Origin of the sequence: Rhodococcus sp. NPDC079359, assembly GCF_040702585.1 — a bacterium.
In the GTDB taxonomy this organism is placed as follows: Bacteria; Actinomycetota; Actinomycetes; order Mycobacteriales; family Mycobacteriaceae; genus Rhodococcoides.
Genome location: NZ_JBFBLH010000005.1, coordinates 323,320 through 341,173, shown reverse-complemented (window position 1 = coordinate 341,173; position 17,854 = coordinate 323,320). Strand labels below are relative to the sequence as shown.

15 protein-coding genes are annotated in these 17,854 nt (G+C 65.3%); 11 read left to right on the top strand and 4 right to left on the bottom strand.

Features of this window, described 5'->3' with window-relative positions; translation table 11 throughout:
• The first annotated feature begins 9 nt into the window (after window positions 1–9).
• From AB0362_RS15110 to AB0362_RS15080, 7 genes are all read left to right on the top strand, one after another.
• Complete coding sequence (locus tag AB0362_RS15110) at window positions 10–642, top strand: YigZ family protein (RefSeq protein WP_366235779.1); 633 nt, start codon at window positions 10–12, stop codon at window positions 640–642.
• Window positions 643–808: 166 nt separating this feature from the next.
• A complete protein-coding gene (locus AB0362_RS15105) occupies window positions 809–1,282 on the top strand; it encodes a single-stranded DNA-binding protein (protein ID WP_366235777.1) in 474 nt (157 codons plus the stop codon).
• A gap of 115 nt (window positions 1,283–1,397) precedes the next feature.
• A complete protein-coding gene (gene ettA, locus AB0362_RS15100) occupies window positions 1,398–3,077 on the top strand; it encodes an energy-dependent translational throttle protein EttA (RefSeq protein ID WP_032402531.1) in 1,680 nt (559 codons plus the stop codon).
• Window position 3,078: 1 nt separating this feature from the next.
• Window positions 3,079–3,489: an acyl-CoA thioesterase gene (locus AB0362_RS15095; RefSeq protein WP_366235776.1), complete on the top strand. Its 411-nt coding sequence runs from the start codon at window positions 3,079–3,081 to the stop codon at window positions 3,487–3,489.
• 127 nt (window positions 3,490–3,616) lie between these two features.
• Window positions 3,617–8,455, top strand: coding sequence for an NAD-glutamate dehydrogenase (locus AB0362_RS15090; RefSeq protein ID WP_366235775.1), 4,839 nt, complete (start codon window positions 3,617–3,619; stop codon window positions 8,453–8,455).
• Between the two features lie 64 nt (window positions 8,456–8,519).
• Window positions 8,520–8,984: a thioesterase family protein gene (locus tag AB0362_RS15085; RefSeq protein WP_068052572.1), complete on the top strand. Its 465-nt coding sequence runs from the start codon at window positions 8,520–8,522 to the stop codon at window positions 8,982–8,984.
• A complete protein-coding gene (locus tag AB0362_RS15080) occupies window positions 8,977–9,666 on the top strand; it encodes a hypothetical protein (RefSeq protein WP_366235773.1) in 690 nt (229 codons plus the stop codon). The genes AB0362_RS15085 and AB0362_RS15080 overlap by 8 nt, the downstream gene beginning before the upstream one ends.
• Here the strand turns inward: AB0362_RS15080 and AB0362_RS15075 are convergent.
• Window positions 9,663–11,246 (bottom strand): glycoside hydrolase family 13 protein, encoded by a 1,584-nt coding sequence (locus AB0362_RS15075; protein WP_366235772.1) that lies wholly within the window; start codon window positions 11,244–11,246, stop codon window positions 9,663–9,665. The two genes, AB0362_RS15080 and AB0362_RS15075, sit on opposite strands and share 4 nt — an antisense overlap.
• Window positions 11,247–11,457: 211 nt before the next feature.
• Here AB0362_RS15075 and AB0362_RS15070 point away from each other — a divergent pair, with 211 nt between their 5' ends.
• Complete coding sequence (locus AB0362_RS15070) at window positions 11,458–11,925, top strand: cupin domain-containing protein (RefSeq protein ID WP_283347840.1); 468 nt, start codon at window positions 11,458–11,460, stop codon at window positions 11,923–11,925.
• A gap of 21 nt (window positions 11,926–11,946) precedes the next feature.
• On the opposite strand, the gene AB0362_RS15065 is transcribed toward AB0362_RS15070, so the two are convergent.
• Together AB0362_RS15065 and AB0362_RS15060 are read right to left on the bottom strand one after the other, a co-directional pair.
• Window positions 11,947–12,342, bottom strand: coding sequence for a globin (locus AB0362_RS15065; protein ID WP_366235771.1), 396 nt, complete (start codon window positions 12,340–12,342; stop codon window positions 11,947–11,949).
• A 50-nt stretch (window positions 12,343–12,392) separates the two neighbouring features.
• Complete coding sequence (locus AB0362_RS15060) at window positions 12,393–13,352, bottom strand: mechanosensitive ion channel family protein (protein WP_366235832.1); 960 nt, start codon at window positions 13,350–13,352, stop codon at window positions 12,393–12,395.
• 231 nt (window positions 13,353–13,583) lie between these two features.
• Here AB0362_RS15060 and AB0362_RS15055 point away from each other — a divergent pair, with 231 nt between their 5' ends.
• The 3 genes from AB0362_RS15055 (at window position 13,584) to AB0362_RS15045 (ending at window position 15,042) form a co-directional block, all read left to right on the top strand.
• Entirely contained in the window at window positions 13,584–14,246 is a 663-nt protein-coding gene (locus tag AB0362_RS15055) for an HNH endonuclease (RefSeq protein WP_176460278.1), read from the top strand.
• An 81-nt stretch (window positions 14,247–14,327) separates the two neighbouring features.
• Window positions 14,328–14,579: a hypothetical protein gene (locus AB0362_RS15050; protein ID WP_068052560.1), complete on the top strand. Its 252-nt coding sequence runs from the start codon at window positions 14,328–14,330 to the stop codon at window positions 14,577–14,579.
• Complete coding sequence (locus AB0362_RS15045) at window positions 14,566–15,042, top strand: DUF5130 family protein (protein ID WP_366235770.1); 477 nt, start codon at window positions 14,566–14,568, stop codon at window positions 15,040–15,042. The genes AB0362_RS15050 and AB0362_RS15045 overlap by 14 nt, the downstream gene beginning before the upstream one ends.
• A gap of 89 nt (window positions 15,043–15,131) precedes the next feature.
• Here AB0362_RS15045 and pepN read toward each other — a convergent pair whose 3' ends face one another.
• A complete protein-coding gene (pepN, locus tag AB0362_RS15040; protein ID WP_366235768.1) occupies window positions 15,132–17,705 on the bottom strand; it encodes an aminopeptidase N in 2,574 nt (857 codons plus the stop codon).
• Between the last annotated feature and the right edge of the window lie 149 nt (window positions 17,706–17,854).

Below are 17,854 nucleotides of genomic sequence, written 5' to 3'. Positions count from 1 at the left end.
TGAGACCGGGTGATCCCACTGCGTACCATCGCCGGTCGTGTCGAGTGCGAGACCGAGGTCAAGAAGTCGAGGTTTCTCGCGGTCGTCGATCGCGCGGCCACGGAAGCCGAGGCGCGCGCTGTGATCGAGGCGGCCCGCAAGGCCGATCCTGCTGCCGGACATCACTGTTCGGCGTTCATCGTCGATTTTTCGCCGCCGGATCCGCGCATCGAGCGGTCCAACGACGACGGTGAACCGAGCGGGACGGCAGGTACACCGATGCTCGACGTGCTGCGCGGGCATCACCTGACCAACGTCGTCGCGGTCGTCAGCAGATATTTCGGTGGAACAAAGCTGGGCACCGGAGGACTGGCCCGTGCCTACGGCGGAGCGGTGGCCGAGGCGTTGGCCGGTGCGATGTTCCTGACCCGGGAGCGACGCGAGATCATGACTCTCGAACTCGACCACGCCGAGGTCGGTCGCGTGGAATCGGAATTACGCGGGCACGGGGTTGTCGTCGTCGGCACCTCCTACGGCGCGTCCGCGGTACTGACCGTCGCGGTTCCGGACGCCGATTCGACTGCGGCCCTGGTTGCTTCGCTCACTGCGGGGCGAGTGATCCCCGAGCTCGACGGTCACATGTACGCCGAGATTCCCGACTAGCACACGGTCCCGACATTCTCGGGTCGTGCGGGCCCCGATTCGGGTGCTTCATCCACAGGCCGGCCGGTTGTCCACATTTCGCCGACTCGTTCACCACGGACGTCTTCCGCGTAGCAGTGTCGATATCGATCGCAACCACGCGACATCGATCGAGGGGGAACACACCATGTACGAAGCACAGTGCGCAGTTGTCGGAACGGTCATCACCAATCCCGTCAAGCGCTCCACACCCACCGGCGACGAGGTCCTCAGCTTCCGGATGGCCAGCAACGCCCGACGTCAGGATCGCAACACCGGCGAGTGGACCGACGGCGGAACCCTTTACCTGACGGTCACGTGCTGGCGTCGCCTCGTGCGCGGCGTCGGAGCATCGCTGATGAAGGGCGACCCGATCATCGCCTACGGGCAGCTGCGGACAAACGAGTACACCAACCGCGACGGGGTAGAACGCGCCGATCTGGAGATGCGGGCCAGCGCCGTCGGACCGGATCTCGCGCGCTGCAACGTCTCGATCCATCGGACGAAAGCGGTGGCACCCGAGGCTGCGACGGACGGCGATCCGGGAGCTACCGAACCTCTGGACGAGGATCGGGACCACGATCGCATCGAGGACGACGTGCGCGAGTCCGTTCCGGCTTGACGGTCTCCCGGCATCCGCCGTCCGCGCTGCATCGGAACCTCGATCGAGTGCGGGCGGCGGCTGCGCGCGCGGGCGGTGGTGCCGGAGACCCACTCGCACCGATAAGCTGGGCGTCATGGCTGAATTCATTTACACCATGAAGAAGGTGCGCAAGGCGCACGGCGACAAAGTCATCCTCGACGACGTGACAATGAGCTTCTATCCAGGAGCGAAGATCGGCGTCGTCGGCCCCAACGGCGCCGGTAAGTCCAGCATCCTCAAGATCATGGCGGGAATCGATCAGCCCGGAAACGGTGAGGCGTTCCTCGCTCCCGGTGCCTCGGTCGGCATCCTCATGCAGGAACCGGTCCTCGACGACACCAAGACCGTTCGCGAGAACGTCGAGGATGGTCTCGGCGAGACGATGGTCCAGCTCAAGCGGTACAACGAGATCGCCGAGTTGATGGCCACCGACTACTCCGACGAGCTGATGGAAGAGATGGGCGAGCTGCAGGAAAAGCTCGACCACGCCGATGCCTGGGAGATCGACTCCCAGCTCGAACAGGCCATGGACGCGCTGCGCTGCCCGCCGCCCGAGTCGCCCGTCACCAACCTCTCCGGTGGTGAGAAGCGCCGCGTGGCGCTGTGCAAGCTGCTGCTGAGCAAGCCCGACCTGCTGCTGCTCGACGAGCCCACCAACCACCTCGACGCCGAGAGTGTGCTGTGGCTCGAGCAGCACCTGGCCGCATACGCAGGCGCTATTCTCGCCGTCACTCACGACCGGTACTTTCTCGACCACGTTGCGCAGTGGATCGCCGAGGTCGACCGCGGACACCTGTACCCGTACGAGGGCAACTACTCCACGTACCTGGAGAAGAAGGCCGAACGTCTCGAGGTCTCGGGCAAGAAGGACCAGAAGCTGCAGAAGCGCCTCAAGGACGAACTCGCCTGGGTTCGTTCCGGTGCCAAGGCACGTCAGGCCAAGAGCAAGTCTCGTCTGGCTCGCTACGACGAGATGGTGGCCGAGGCCGAGAAGACCAGGAAGCTCGACTTCGACGAGATCCAGATCCCCAACCCGCCGCGCCTCGGCGACGTCGTGGTCGAGGTCAAGAGCCTGGACAAGGGCTTCGACGGCCGCGTGCTGATCAAGGATCTCTCGTTCACGTTGCCCCGCAACGGCATCGTCGGCGTCATCGGCCCCAACGGCGTCGGTAAGACGACGCTGTTCAAGACCATCGTCGGGCTCGAGGAGCCGGACGGCGGCGAGGTCAAGATCGGTCAGACCGTCAAGCTGAGCTACGTCGACCAGAACCGCTCGGGCATCGACTCGAAGAAGACGGTGTGGGAGACGGTCTCCGACGGTCTGGACTTCATCACCGTCGGCAGTTCCGAGTTCCCGTCGCGTGCGTACATCAGCTCGTTCGGGTTCAAGGGCCACGATCAGCAGAAGCCCGCCGGAGTGCTCTCCGGTGGTGAGCGGAACCGGCTGAACCTGGCGATGACGCTCAAGCAGGGCGGCAACCTGATCCTGCTCGACGAACCGACCAACGACCTCGACGTCGAAACCCTCGGATCTCTCGAGAACGCTCTTGAGGAATTCCCGGGCTGCGCCGTGGTCATCTCGCACGACCGGTGGTTCCTGGACCGCACCTGCACGCACATCCTGGCGTGGGAAGGTGGCTTCGGCGACAACGAGGCCGCGTGGTACTGGTACGAGGGCAACTTCGAGGGCTACGAGGCCAACAAGGTCGAGCGCCTCGGACCCGACGCGGCCCGCCCGCATCGCGTCACGCACCGAAAGCTGACCAGAGACTGACATGCCGTCGAAAACCTTCACCTGCACACTTCAGGTGCGGTGGGGTGATTCCGACCGTCTCGGCCACGTCAACAACACCCGGTTCGTCGAATACCTCCAGGAGGGCCGCGTTCAGTTCCTGAACGCGGTCTTCGGGGGTCCGGGTGTGCGCGGCGCAGCGGTGGTGCGGAAACTCACCACCGATTTTCTGCATCCGATTCTCGACGACTCGGGTCCGCTGACGATCGAGCTGTGGATCACCCGCATCGGGACCACCTCGTACGGCGTCCGGCACGTGGTGACCGACCGCGACGGAAAAGTCTGCGCGGATGCCGAAGCACTGATGGTTGCCTTCGATCTCGCGACGTCTTCCTCTCGTCCTTTGTCGGAGGACGAGAGGAACCTTCTCGCGGAGTATCTCGTCGCGAAGTAGTTCGCCACGCGCCGGCTCAGCGAGGTCACTGCGGTAACAGGGTGTTCGACACTAAGGTCGAGGAGTCATCGACGACCGGCGATCGGCGGGCGTCGGGAAAATCCTCACGAGGGAGTACTCGAACACCATGCCACGCTCGCTGGACCTGCCCGACAACGACTGGGCCGACGGCCTCGACGACCGACTCCTGGCCGAGCTGGCGACACTGCGTACCGAGTACTTCGAGCACGTGGACACGACGGCCGTCGGAGCGTCCGCGCACACTCCCGACACCACGTCCTTTCACCGGCACGTCCGGTTGGCCGCTCAGCGGCTGCCCGAGACCGCGAACGTAGCGGTGCACCGACCCAGCGAGTCGAGTTCGGCCGCCCATCAGGCCGCGGGCAGCTATCTGCAGATCGTCACCGACGACATGCCGCTCCTCGTCGAGTCGGTCATCTCGCTGCTGTCCCGACTCGGCATCGAGTACACCGACGTGGTCCATCCCATTCTGTCGGTCGCCCGCGACGCGGACGCCAAGCTGACGGGTCTGAGCGCCGACGGTCGACGCGAATCCTGGATTCACGTCCAGCTGCATCCGTCCACGTCCGCGGAGGCCCTCGCCCGCGTGGAGTCGGAGGCGAGCCGGGTGTTGGCCGACGTGCGTCAGGTCGTCGGCGACACCGAGCGCATGCGTCGGGTACAGGCCGAGGTCGCCGATCTCCTCGACGGCGCGGCCGAGCGGGCCGGTGATGCGGAGTCCGACATCGCCGTCGAACATCGCGACGCAGCCGCGTTGTTGCGCTGGCTCGGCGACGGTCACTACACGCTTCTCGGCTACCGCCGGTACCGGCTCGGCGGCGTCGACGGTGCACGGACGGCCACCGGCGAGGAGTCGAGCAGCCTCGGGGTGTTGCGCGACGCGGCCCACGACGTGGACGGTTCGGAGCCGCTCGGTCAGCGCGATCTGGTCGCCCTGACGCAGGGAGCGAGTCCTGCGACGGTGCACCGCGCCGTCTACCCCTACTTCGTCAGTGTTCTCGACGCCGAGAACTCCGCCGAACACCGTTTCGTCGGCGTCTTCACCGTGACGGCGCTGCACGAGAACGTGCTCGACATTCCGGTGATCGAGCGTCGGGTGCGCTCGGTGATCGCCCGGGCCGGTCATGATCTCGGGTCGTTCTCGGGTCAGGCGATGCTCGAAGTGCTGCAGTCGATGCCGCGCTCGGAACTGTTCGCCACCTCGGCGGCCTGGCTGTTCGAGACCGCGAGTGCTGTTCTGGCACTGGGCCGTCGGCGCAAGGTCAAGCTGTTCGTGCGGCCCGATGCCGGCGGGTCCTTCGTCTCCGCCCTGGTGTATCTGCCGCGAGATCGCTACACCACCCGTGTTCGGCTGGCCATTCAGGATCGGCTGCTCCGTGAGCTCGGCGGCACCTCTCTGGACTACACGGCGCGCGTGACGGAATCGGACCTGGCGCTGCTGCACGTGACCGTCCGCCGCACGCCGGGAACGGCATCGACGGAGCTGGCTGCCGAGGACATCACCCGGATCGAGGCGGCTCTGACCGAGACCACCAGAACGTGGGAGGACTCTCTCGGCGACGCGGTCTCGCTGGACCGCACCGTGGACCCGCTGCGGATTCAGCGCTACACAGAGGCGTTCCCCGAGGCCTACAAGCAGGACTTCAGTCCGGCTCGGGCCGTGACCGACATCGCTCGCCTCGAAGGGCTCGGCGACGAGTCGATCGACATGCAGCTCTACCGCAACGAGCAGTCGGCCGTGGGTAGTTGGCGGTTCTCGCTGTACATCGGCGGCGCGGGTGTCTCGCTGTCGCAGGTGCTGCCCATCCTGCAGAGTCTCGGCGTCGAGGTCGACGACGAACGACCGTACCCGGTGGTGCGGCCGGACGGAATGTCGTGCTGGATATACGATTTCGGGCTCTCGGCCTCACGTGAGATGCTGCGTTCGGCAATCGACGGTGACATCGACGCGGAGTTGTCCGAGGCGGGCACCGCCGATCGCGAGAGTCGAGTGCAGCACCGATTCACCGATGCGTTCGCGGCGGTGTGGAGCGGCGAGGCGGAGGCCGACCGGTTCAACGAGCTGGTCATGCGCGCCGGCCTGCACTGGCGGCAGGCAGTGGTGTTACGCGCGTACGCGAAGTACTTGCGCCAGGCCGGTTTTCCCTACAGCCAGTTCAACATCGAGGGTGTGCTGCTGACACACCCGCGCACTGCACGGCTGCTCGTCGGGTTGTTCGAGGCGCAGTTCGATCCCGAGGCGAGTTCGGAGGAGAACGCACAGTCGATCGGCACCCAGCTGGGTGAACTGATCGACGAGGTCGTCAGCCTCGACGCCGACCGAATCCTGCGCAGCATGTTCGAGCTGATCCGCGCGACCTTGCGCACCAACTACTTCGTGGTGGGGGTCGACGGCGAACATCGCGAGAACCTCTCGCTCAAGTTCGATCCGCAATCGATCGCCGAATTGCCCAAGCCGAAGCCGAAGTTCGAGATCTTCGTGTACTCGCCCCGCGTCGAAGGTGTGCACCTGCGATTCGGGGCCGTCGCCCGCGGCGGACTGCGCTGGTCGGATCGACGTGAGGACTTCCGGACCGAAATTCTCGGACTCGCCAAAGCCCAGATGGTCAAGAACGCCGTCATCGTGCCGGTCGGAGCCAAGGGCGGATTCGTCGTCAAACGGCCCCCTGCCGTGACCGGTGACGCCGATCGAGATCGCCAGGCGCACGCCGAGGAAGGCAAGGCCTGCTACCGCCTGTTCATCGCCGGGCTGCTCGACATCACCGACAATCTCGACCGCGCTACCGGAACGGTGACGGTTCCCACCGGAGTCGTGCGCCGCGACGGAGACGACACCTATCTCGTCGTTGCCGCGGACAAGGGCACCGCGACCTTCTCGGACATGGCCAACGACGTTGCCGCGAAATACGGTTTCTGGCTCGGCGACGCCTTCGCGTCCGGTGGTTCGGCGGGCTACGACCACAAAGCCATGGGCATCACCGCCAAGGGTGCGTGGGAGAGCGTCAAACGCCACTTCCGTGAGCTCGGAATCGACACGCAGAGCCAGGATTTCACAGTCGTCGGCGTCGGCGACATGAGCGGGGACGTGTTCGGCAACGGCATGTTGCTCAGCCGGCACATTCGCCTGCTCGCCGCGTTCGATCACCGGCACATCTTTCTCGACCCCGACCCCGAGCGTGAGTCCTCGTTCGCCGAACGGGAGCGGTTGTTCGCACTGCCGCGGTCGTCGTGGGCGGACTACGACACCTCGCTCATCAGTGCGGGCGGCGGCGTGTGGGAGCGGACGCGCAAGTCGGTCCCGATCAGTGCGGCGGCGCGCGCCGCCCTCGGGCTGGGGGATTCCGTGGTCGCGCTGTCACCGCCGGAGCTGGTGAACGCGATCCTTCGGGCCCCGGCCGATCTACTGTGGAACGGCGGAATCGGTACGTACATCAAGGCGTCCACCGAAACCAATGCCGAGGTCGGTGACAAGGCCAACGACACGGTGAGGGTCGACGGAATCGACGTGCGCGCCGCCGTGGTGGGGGAGGGCGGCAACCTCGGAGCCACCGCACTGGGCCGCATCGAATACGCCGCTGCCGGAGGCAAGATCAACACCGATGCCGTCGACAACTCCGCGGGTGTCGACTGCTCCGATCACGAGGTCAACATCAAGATCCTGTTGGAGACGGCCATCACCAACGGCAACCTCGCGCGCGAGGATCGGGACGAGCTGCTCGCGTCCATGACCGACGAGGTGGGCCGGCTGGTGTTGTGGGACAACATCATGCAGAACGAACTGCTCGGCACCTCGAGATTCGACGCACCGAGCCTGGTCACCGTGCACAGTCGGGTGATCGAGGATCTGGAAGTGCGCCGAGGTCTCGACCGCGAGCTGGAGGCGCTACCGACCGAGGCGGATCTACGGCGTCGCAAGCAGGACGGCCGCGGGCTGACCTCGCCGGAACTCGCGACGTTGATGGCTCACGTGAAGTTGGCGTTGGAAGCCGAACTGCTCGACAGCGAACTGCCCGACAGTGACGTCTTCGCTCCGCGGCTGCCCAAGTATTTCCCCGAGCCGCTGCGAGAGCCGTACGCCGCCGCGATCACCACGCATCCTCTCCGGCGGCAGCTGGTGGCCACGACGCTGGCCAACGAGGCCATCGACTGCGGTGGCATCACGTTCCCCTACCGATTGACCGAGGATTCGGGTGCGGCAGGCACCGACGCCATTCGTGCCTTCGCCGCCGCCACCGAGATATTCGGACTCGACGAGGTGTGGAACTCGATCAGGGCCGCGGACGTGCCGACTGCGGTCTCGGCCGAACTGTTGCTCGAGTCGCGTCGCATGCTCGACCGTGTCTCGCGCTGGCTGCTGGCCAACCGTCCGCAGCCGCTGGCCGTCGGCGCCGAGATCAGTCGGTACGCCGGTCAGGTGCGGGCACTGCAACCGTCGGTGTCCAGGTGGATCTCCGGGCATCAAGCCAGCGACCTGGACTCCCGCTCGGCTGCGGCGATCGAACGCGGCGCGCCGGCCGAGCTGGCGCGCCGGATCTACGGCCTGCTCGATGTGTACTGCCTACTCGACATCATCGATATCGCGGACATCGTCGACCGGGACGGAGCCGAGGTCGCCGAGCTCTACTTCGCCCTCGATGCGCACATCGGTATCGACTGGTTGCTCACCGCGGTGTCCAAGCTGGCCCGCGGAGACCGTTGGCATTCCTTGGCGCGCTTGGCTCTTCGCGACGATCTGTATTCCTCGTTGCGGGGAATCACCCAGGCAGTGCTTGCGGGCGGCGAGCCGGACGAGTCGGTCGCGGAGAAGATCGCCGAATGGGAGTCGACCAACTCGTCTCGTCTGGCGAGGTCTCGTGCGGCGTTGACCGAAATCGCCGAGTCGGGAACCCTCGACCTGGCCACCCTGTCGGTCGCTGCCCGACAGGTCCGCAACATGGTGCCCTGACCTTCAGCACCACATCGCCACTGGCGACACCGCCGATACTCGACCGAGAAGAGGAAACGACCACGTGAGTGTGCCCGACGCCCATCTGTCCGACAAGCGACCTGAAACCGAGCGAGTGGGCTTTCATGCCACCGTGGACGTGCGGTGGTCGGATATGGATGTGTATCAACACATCAACCATGCCCGGATGGTCACTCTTCTCGAAGAGGCACGCATTCCCTGGCTGTTGGTGGACGGGAGGCCGACGGCGAACCTGCGCCACGGCGCGGTGATCGCGGATCTGCACGTGAAGTATCGAGGCCAGCTCCGGCACGAGGACGGCCCCCTCGATGTGTTCATGTGGATCGACGCGGTGCGGGCGGTGGACTTCGTCGTCGGATACGAGGTACGAGCCCGGGGAGCGTCGTTGGACACTCCCGCGGCCGTGGTGGCCTCGACGCAGATTGCGGCGTTCGACATCGATGCGCAGCGGCTGCGCCGGCTCACTCCCGAAGAGCGTGAGTTTCTCGTGAGCTGGCAGCGTGTATGAGCGCGTACTGACCGTTCCCGATGCGGTCGAGCGGGAGAACCTGGCGACGTTCTGCACCAGGGCGCTGCGTTTGGACGAAGCTGCGGTGATCCGTATGCGGACCCGAGCGGGCGGCGGTGTGTCCTGCTGGGCTGCAACGGGTTTCGATGCTCTCGCGGCTCGGGTCATCACCGGAACCGTGGTGCCGGACGACACCAGTGCCGGTGCCGACGTGTTGGTCACGGCTGTGCAGCAGGCGACCGACGGCGTGATCGACCCGGGATTTTCGATGGATTCCGCCTGGCGCGGAGCCCTGCCACCGGACGGTGGCTTCGGCCATCTCGACGATGTGCCGGCCCGGGTGCTCGTGGGGCTCGCGCAACGCGGCGTTGCACTGGCCAAGGAGCACGGCAGCAGTCACGGCCCGCCGAGTTCGTTGCTCGAACAGGAGGTTCTGCACGTCGCGGGCGAGAACGACGACGTCTCGATCTCCATGCGGACGGTATTCGCTTTGACCGCAATGGGTTTCGTGCCGCACAGTGGCAGCGACCCGTTGACCGTCGACGTCGACCCGGATCGGATCTCGCCCGACGAGGTGGTTCGTGTGCGGGTGTCGAAGGTCTGGCTACGTCTCGATGCCCGCTACGGCTCCGTCTTCGCTCGTCGCGCGGGACAACAGTTGTCGCTCACCGTCGAGCGTTAGACGAGCCACGCAGCGGCGTTCGCGGGAAGCCTGCCGTCCACCAGCGGAGCACTGGCCAGCAGCAACTCGCCGGGAGGCAGCGGGATCGACTCGTCCGACGCGTTCAAGGCGCAGATCAGGCCACCGCGTCGACGAAACGCCAGGCAGCCGGGAGGGGATCCGTACCAATCGACTCCGCTACCGGTGAATTCCGGACGTAGAGCCCGCAGCTCGAACGCCGTCCGATAGAGGCTCAGCATCGAATCGACGTCTTCGAGTTGCGCCTCGGCGGTGTACCCGTCCCATTCGGCCGGCATCGGCAACCAGGTTCGATCGGTGGAGGAGAACCCGAACGGTGGTGTGTGCCCCTCCCACGGCATCGGCACTCGGCAGCCGTCGCGGCCACGCTCGGCGTGCCCGGATCGCTCCCACACCGGGTCCTGCAACGCACTGTCGGGCAGTTGTACGTTCGGCAGCCCCAGTTCGGCACCGTTGTACACGAAAATCGTTCCGGGAAGGGCCAATTCGACGAGGATCATGGCGCGCGAGCGCGCCCGACCGAGGTCCCCACCGCCGTACCGGGTGACCTCACGTTCGACGTCGTGATTGGACAGCGTCCACGTCGGGGTTCCGTCGACGAATTCGACGGCGGCCAGTGAGTTGGAAATGGCGTCGCGGATGGTCTCGGCGTCGAAATCGACACTGGCCAGCCGGAAGTTGAAACCCAGGTGCAACTCGTCGGGCCTGATGTATTCGGAGAAACGCACGTTGTCCTGCACCCAGATCTCGCCGACGGTCACCGTTCCCGGAAACTCGTCCATGACGGCTCTGATGCGTCGATGCAGGTCGTGGACCCGAGGATTGTTGAAGCGGGGATCGTCGTCGTCGTTCTTCATCAACGCGTTGAGTTCGAGACTCATGTCGGCCAGGTCGACGGGTTTGGCCATACCGTGTGCCACATCGAGCCGGAAGCCGTCGACGCCGCGGGAAAGCCAGAATCTCAGGGTGCGCGCGAAGTCGTCGAACACCTCCGGGTTGTTCCAGTTCAGATCCGGTTGCTCGGGCGCGAAGATGTGCAGGTACCACTGGCCGGGGGATCCGTCGGGCTCGGTGATCCGGGTCCAGGCCGGGCCACCGAAGATGCTTGGCCAGTTGTTCGGCGGCTGCGCACCGTCGTCACCACGTCCGTCTCGAAAGATGTAGCGAGCACGCTCGGCGCTACCGCGCGCTGCCGTCAGGGCAGATCGGAACCACGGGTGCTCGCTGCTGGTGTGATTTGGCACCAGGTCCATCGTGACCTTGATGTCGCGCGCATGAGCTTCGTCGACCAACGCGTCGAAGATCTCCAGGTTGCCGAACAGGGGGTCGATGTCACGGGGATCCGACACGTCGTACCCGTGATCGGCCATGGGCGACCGGGTGATGGGTCCGATCCAGATTGCGTCGATTCCCAGCAGCTCGAGGTAGCCGAGCTTGTCGCGAATTCCGTCGAGGTCACCGATGCCGTCACCGTTGGAGTCCGCGAACGAGCGGGGATAGATCTGGTAGAAGACGGCGTCCTGCCACCACAACAGCTCGGAGCTTTCGATCGGATCGGTCACAAGGGGCAATAGTGCCAAACGATCGGCCGCAGAACGATTCAGGGGCGTTGGGGCATGACAGGAGGCAGCCGCATGGGTCAACGAACAGTAAAGCTTTGTGCTCATTCACATGACCGACTCGTGCCGGTTCGTTGGGAAAGTGTTGTATGTTCTGCTCCTGGAACCAGTAGCGGCGGAAGCCGCGCCCGACGGTGAGGACGCGACGGAAACCATGATCACTTCGACCATCGAAGCCGTACGACTCGGCGACATCGCGCTCGACGACAGCCCCATCGAGCCGACCTGGATTCTCGAAGGAAGCCCGCAGGCTCGCCTCGCCGAGTGGTCGAAGAGCATCGACGGCACCACCACCACCAACGTGTGGGACTGCACGGCAGGACGCTTCCGGTGGTACTTCGCCGTCGACGAGATCGTGCACATCATGGACGGTTCGGTGACCGTCTCGAGTGAGGATCACGCACCGCGCACCCTGCTTCCCGGCGATGCCGCACTGTTCCGTGCGGGCACCTGGTCGGAGTGGCACGTGGAGAGCTACGTACGCAAGCACGCCATCCTGCGCCAGCACCTACCCGCTCCCATGAGCTTCGCGCTCAAGGTGGCCGGCTCCGTTCGCGCGCGGGTGGGCAAGCTCAAGGTAGCCGTCGGCGGCAAGAGCCCGCAGCGCGTCGGATCGCTGTAGCCCGCTGCGCTTTCGGGGCCGTCAGATCGCCGAGTTCATCATCGAATTGGCGGCCATCTCCATGTAGTCGATCAACTGGGCTCGGTGTGCGGAGTCCATGACGTCGGGGGCGATCGACGCGATCGCGATGTGCATGCAGCGCAGCCACGCGTCTCGCTCCATCGGTCCGATCCGAAACGGGTTGTGGCGCATGCGAAGTCGAGGATGGCCGCGCTCGTCGGAGTAGGTTCGCGGCCCGCCCCAGTACTGCTCGAGAAACATCCGCATCCGCCGTTCGGCCGGTGCCAGATCCTCCTCGGGGTACAACGGCCGCACTATCTCGTCCTTGGCGACTTCTTCGTAGAACTTCGCCGTGAGTGACCGGAACGTCTCGGCACCGCCTACCGCGTCGTAGAACGTCTGCTGCGGTTCGGTCATCACACTCTCTCTGTTCGTTCCTGGTCGGCGTCGGTCACGTCCATTGTCCCTCAGCTGCCTCGCTCGGCCACGACCCCACCCGGGCGACCCAGTGCGTACGGTGCCTTGATGTCGGCATCGTCGAACGCCTGGAGGATCTCCTGGTGCAGTCTGCGCTGTACGGCCCACTGGCGTCCGGGGCGGGTCTTGATCGTGATGCGGATGGTGACGGTGTCGGCGCTGACCGCGTTGACACCGAGCATCTCGGGCGGTTCGAGGATGTCATCGGCGAAGTCCTTCGATTCCACCACCGCCAGCGTGGTGCGTTCGGCGACAGCGCGGGCCTCGTCGATGTTGGCCGTGTGGGACACGGGCAGATCCAACACGGCGACCGCGAAGCCCTGACTCATGTTGCCCACGCGCAGCACCTCGCCGTTGCGGCAGTACCACACGGTGCCGTTGACGTCCCTGATCGTCGTGACGCGTAGCCCGACGCTCTCGACCGTGCCGGTCGCTTCACCGAGGTCGACGACGTCACCCACTCCGTACTGGTCCTCGAGGAGCATGAAGATGCCCGAGAGAAAGTCTCGGACCAGGTTCTGCGCACCGAAGCCGAGGGCGACGCCGACGATCCCGGCCGAGGCGATGAACGGAGCGACGTTGACCCCCACGACGTCGAGCACCGACAGCACGAACCACGTGAGAATCATGACCGAGACTGCGGACTTGAGCACCGAGCCGATCGTGTTGGCACGCTGTTTGCGTCGCTCGTTGAGAATCGCGCCCTTGACGGTGCTCGACGAACGCTCGCGCAGCGGACGCAGCAGCGTCGGAGCCTTCCCGACGTTGTTGCGGGTGAATCGATCGATCAGTTTGTGCAGGACGAGGCGCAGCACGATGGCGAGGGCCAGATAGCCGAGAGCCTGCAGCGGACGATCGACCAACCAGTCGCGTCCGGTCTCCGTCAGCTCGAACGCTCGGGTGTCGAGATCTCGCAACAGCGACGGTTCGGAGAGGGACGATGCGGACAGGAAGGTTGATACAGACACCCGAAAAGTCTACGGAGACGCAGAAATCTTGCCAGTCACGCAGCGCATGGAGCCGTCGTTCGTCGTTCGTGAACGCGAGGATGCGAGATGTTCACCGATCGGCAACAGAAAATGCCGGGAAAAAGGCTGTGCGAGGAGGGTGCATTCGTGTTCCACTGTGACTCGTGTTCCACGCAAGCCATGCGCGGGCGCCGACTGTTTCTGGAGCAACGCATGAAGAACTCGCAACACCGCCATCGACAACTCCCGCCCACTGAGGGCCGCACCACGCACGACCAGCGTGAGACGGCCTCGGGGGCTTCTCCGCTGCGTGTGGTGCCGACGGCCCACAGTGCCACGGGCGACGACGCCGTACCGGCGTGGGTCAAGCGCCGTGTGCTGCTCCTCAATGCCACATTCGAACCACTGACCGCGCTTCCGATGCGCCGGGCGGTGGTTCTTCTCGTTTGTGGGAAGGCCGACGTGGTGCACGACGATCCGGAGGGGCCGTTCATCCGGTCGGCCGACCGCTCGGTGCAGGTGCCGTCGGTGATCAGACTGCGGACGTTCGTCCGTGTTCCGTATCGTGCCCGGGTGCCCATGACACGACAGGCGCTGATGCACCGCGATCGGTTCCGGTGCGCATACTGCGGAAGCAAGGCCGAGACCGTCGACCACGTGGTTCCGCGTAGCCGCGGAGGTGGCCACTCGTGGGAGAACTGTGTCGCCTGCTGCGCCTCGTGCAACCATCGCAAGGCGGACAAACTGCTCAGTGAGATCGGCTGGACGTTACGCGCCCAGTTGGTGCCGCCGAAGGGTCCGCACTGGCGACTGTTGGCGACGACGAAGGAGCTGGATCCCAGTTGGCTCGCGTACCTCGGTGAGGGCGCTGCCTGACGCGGGCGCGCCTGCACTTTTCGGTCACAACACCGGCCCCGACGTGGTCCGACGCGCAATTGTCGACTAACGTCACACCCTGTGAGCATTTTTGAGACCACGCTGATATTCGGGGTGATTCCGGTTGCGGTGATCGGACTCCTCGGCGCGTTGTCCTACTTGACCGACAAGCAGCCCGGTATGGACGTTCCGCCCTACCGACTGACGGACGAGTGGACGCGCGAGCCATTGCTGTGGACTGCTACGGACGAGGTGACTCCTTTCGGAGGTCACGGTTCGCACGGTGCCGACACAGCCGACTCGATCGGAGGTTCCGCAAGTGGCAAGTGGTGAACTCGTCCGCAGTGACGTCAGAGAAGAAGACCTGCCCGGCGGTGCAGCCCTCACCGCGAGCGGCCGCATCTCGGCTGCTCACGAATTCGGGACGACCAATCCCGAGCACCTGCCGTTCGCGACGCAGGACCTGGTTGCACTCGACGATGCACTCACGCAGGCGATTCGACAGACCAAGATCCGGTTCAACGTCTACATCGGTGATCTCGGCGTCGATCCCGCTGCGGGTGCGGATTCGGTGTTCCCCGGCACACCCGATGCCATCCGTTCGGTCCTCATCGCCGTCGACCCCAATCGGCATGCTCTCGAGATCCGCACCGGCAGGCGAGTGTCCAACCGCGCGACCGACCGGGTTGCACAGTTGGGTGTCACCGCCGCGCTCGGTCCGTTCCGCGACGGCAATCTCATCGACGGTCTGGTCACGGCCGTCCGGGTGATGACCGCGTCCATCCTCAGCCCGTAACTCTTCACCTCCAGACCGCGCTTCCACGACGAGGGCCGGTTGTCCACCTCGCGGTGGGCAACCGGCCCTCGTCGTCTGTGCCGTCCAGATCAGCTCGCGTCGAACTCCCGCGCAGCGAGAGCGCGGACGACGCCGGCCCTGCCCTCGATCACCAACCGTCGAAGTGCGGGTGGCAGATCGCCGTCGAGGAACTCGTCCGCGGCCGCCAGTGACTGCTCACTGATCGACCAGGATGGGTACAGCCCGATCACCACGGTCTGCGCGACCTCGCTGGATCGACGAGACCACACACCTTCGATGGCGTCGAAGTAGCGAGCGACATACGGTTCGAGCAGCTCGCCCTGACCTGGGCCGGCGAAGCCGCCGATGATCGAGCGAGCGGTGATGTTCGGCACCGCGTCGTCGTCGACCACTGTGGTCCACGCCTGTTCCTTGACCTCCGCGCTCGGGCGTGCAGCACGTGCCGCCGCAGCCGATCGAGCCCCGGCAGCTGTGTTGTCCTTGCCCGCCTCGGCGTCGATGACCGGCGATTCCAGTCCATCCGCGTCGATGGCCCCGGCACCGGCCAGGGCCGTGACGATGCGCCACCGTAGATCGGTGTCGACTCCCAGACCGGACAGGGACTGACCGTCGACGTCACCGTCGAGCAATGCGCGCAGCACCTCGATGTGGCGATCGCCGAGTTCGATGCCGGTGAGGGCGTTGACGAAGGCCAACTGGTGATCCGAGCCTGCCTCGGCCCCGCGGGCCAGCTCGAGCAGAGCGTCGGCGAACTCGGGGGTACCGTGTTCGGCTGCCCACGCCGGATCGGCGTAGCTGGTGATGGCGGTCTGCGCTTGAAGCAGAAGACGTTGCACCACACCCACTTCCGTCTCACCGCCGATTCCGCGCTGGACGAGGGCAACGAAGTCTCGCGCCTTCATCTCGGCGGATCGAGTCATTTCCCAGGCCGCCGACCACGCAAGGGTGCGGGGGAGTGGTTCGGCGATGTCACCGATTCGGGAAAGCAGGACCTCGAGTGAATCCGGGTCGAGACGCACCGCGCAGTACGTCAGGTCGTCGTCGTTGACCAGAACGAGCTTGCCGCGCGAGACACCCACCAGAGCGTCGACATTCGTCGATTCGGCGGCATCGAGGTCGAGTTCGACGCGGTCGGTGCGCACCAGCTTGCCGTCGACGTCGTCGTAGATGCCGACCGCGATGCGGTGTACGCGATGCTCGCCCGCACCCGGGGCCGCACCGGTCTGCAGCACCGAGAAGCGGGTGAACTTGCCGTCGGCGTCGACGTCGAAATCCGGACTCAGGGTGTTCAGGCCGGTGGTGCGCAGCCACTGGGCGCCCCAATCGGACAGATCGCGTCCCGACGACTTCTCCAGTGCAGCAAGGAGATCCGAGAACGTGGCGTTGCCGAAGGCGTGATCGACGAAGTACGCCCGCAAGCCGGCGAGGAAGTCCTCCTTACCGACGTACGCCACCAGCTGCTTGAGCACACTGGCGCCCTTGGCGTAGGTGATGCCGTCGAAGTTGACCTCCACGGCCGCGAGATCGGGAATGTCGGCGGCGATGGGATGCGTCGACGGCAGCTGGTCCTGGCGGTACGCCCAGGCCTTCTCGACGTTGGCGAAGGTGGTCCACGCGTTGGTGTACTCGGTTGCCTCGGATTGGCACAGCACCGAAGCGAACGTCGCGAACGACTCGTTGAGCCACAGGTCGTCCCACCACGTCATGGTCACCAGGTCGCCGAACCACATGTGTGCCATCTCGTGCAGCACGGTCTCGGCGCGCCGCTCGTACGAGGCGCGTGTCACCTTGGACCGGAAGACGTAGTCCTCGAGGTACGTGACGGCACCGGCATTCTCCATCGCGCCGGCATTGAACTCGGGCACGAACAGCTGGTCGTACTTTCCGAAGGCATAGGGAGTGCCGAAGTTCTCGTGGTAGAAACCGAAGCCCTGCTTGGTCTCGGTGAACAGGCGCTCCGCGTCCATGTGCTCGGCAAGCGATGCGCGGCAATAGATTCCGAGGGGGATGGTGCCGTGGTCGTCGGTGTACGAGTCGGTCCACTCCGCGTACGGCCCGGCGATCAGGGCGACGAGGTAGGTGCTCATCGACGGGGTCGTGTCGAACACGTGCTCGCCCGCTGCAGGCTCGGCGGCGTGCGCGGCATTGGAGATGACGGCCCAGCTCTCCGGCGCGGTGACCTTCACATCGAAGGTGGCCTTGAGATCGGGCTGATCGAAGCAGGCGAACATGCGTTTGGCATCGGCGGTCTCGAACTGCGAGTACAGGTAGACCGAATCGTCGGACGGGTCGACGAAGCGGTGCAGACCTTCTCCGGTGTGCGAGTAGAGGCAATCGGCGTCGATGACGAGTTCGTTGTGCTCGGCCAGATTCTCGAGTGCGAGGCCCGTCGACTCGTCGTAGTTCGCGGTATCGAGACCGGTGCCGTTGAGCGTCGCGGAGCGGATCGTGCTCGCGATGATGTCCACGAAAGTCGACGCCCCGGCGGTGGCCGCGAACGTGATGGTGGTGAGCGAGCGGAAAGTCTTCTCGCCCGGATTGCCCTCGCCGTCGGTGAGATCGAGAACGATCGCGTACTTCGTTTCCCCGATGATCGCCGAACGCTCGGAGGCTTGGTCACGCGTCAGGTTGGGAGCAACCACTTCAGTCGACACCTCTTCGTGTAGTTATGGGTAGTGCCGTCCATCCCATCACGTCACGCGTACCCCGCGCTGGCCGACGGGCCGTGCGGAATGTCTGCGCGGTGTGCGGTTGTTACGCAATGAAGACACGATGACCTCGACTTCCAAGG

Excerpts from the sequence above, each read along its gene's own strand:
- AB0362_RS15095 (WP_366235776.1), top strand. The coding sequence starts at position 3,079 with ATGCCGTCGAAAACCTTCACCTGCACACTTCAGGTGCGGTGGGGTGAT.
- AB0362_RS15055 (WP_176460278.1), top strand. The coding sequence starts at position 13,584 with ATGAAGAACTCGCAACACCGCCATCGACAACTCCCGCCCACTGAGGGC.
- AB0362_RS15090 (WP_366235775.1), top strand. The coding sequence starts at position 3,617 with ATGCCACGCTCGCTGGACCTGCCCGACAACGACTGGGCCGACGGCCTC.
- ettA (WP_032402531.1), top strand. The coding sequence starts at position 1,398 with ATGGCTGAATTCATTTACACCATGAAGAAGGTGCGCAAGGCGCACGGC.
- AB0362_RS15065 (WP_366235771.1), bottom strand. The coding sequence starts at position 12,342 with ATGACCGAACCGCAGCAGACGTTCTACGACGCGGTAGGCGGTGCCGAG.
- AB0362_RS15070 (WP_283347840.1), top strand. The coding sequence starts at position 11,458 with ATGATCACTTCGACCATCGAAGCCGTACGACTCGGCGACATCGCGCTC.
- AB0362_RS15105 (WP_366235777.1), top strand. The coding sequence starts at position 809 with ATGTACGAAGCACAGTGCGCAGTTGTCGGAACGGTCATCACCAATCCC.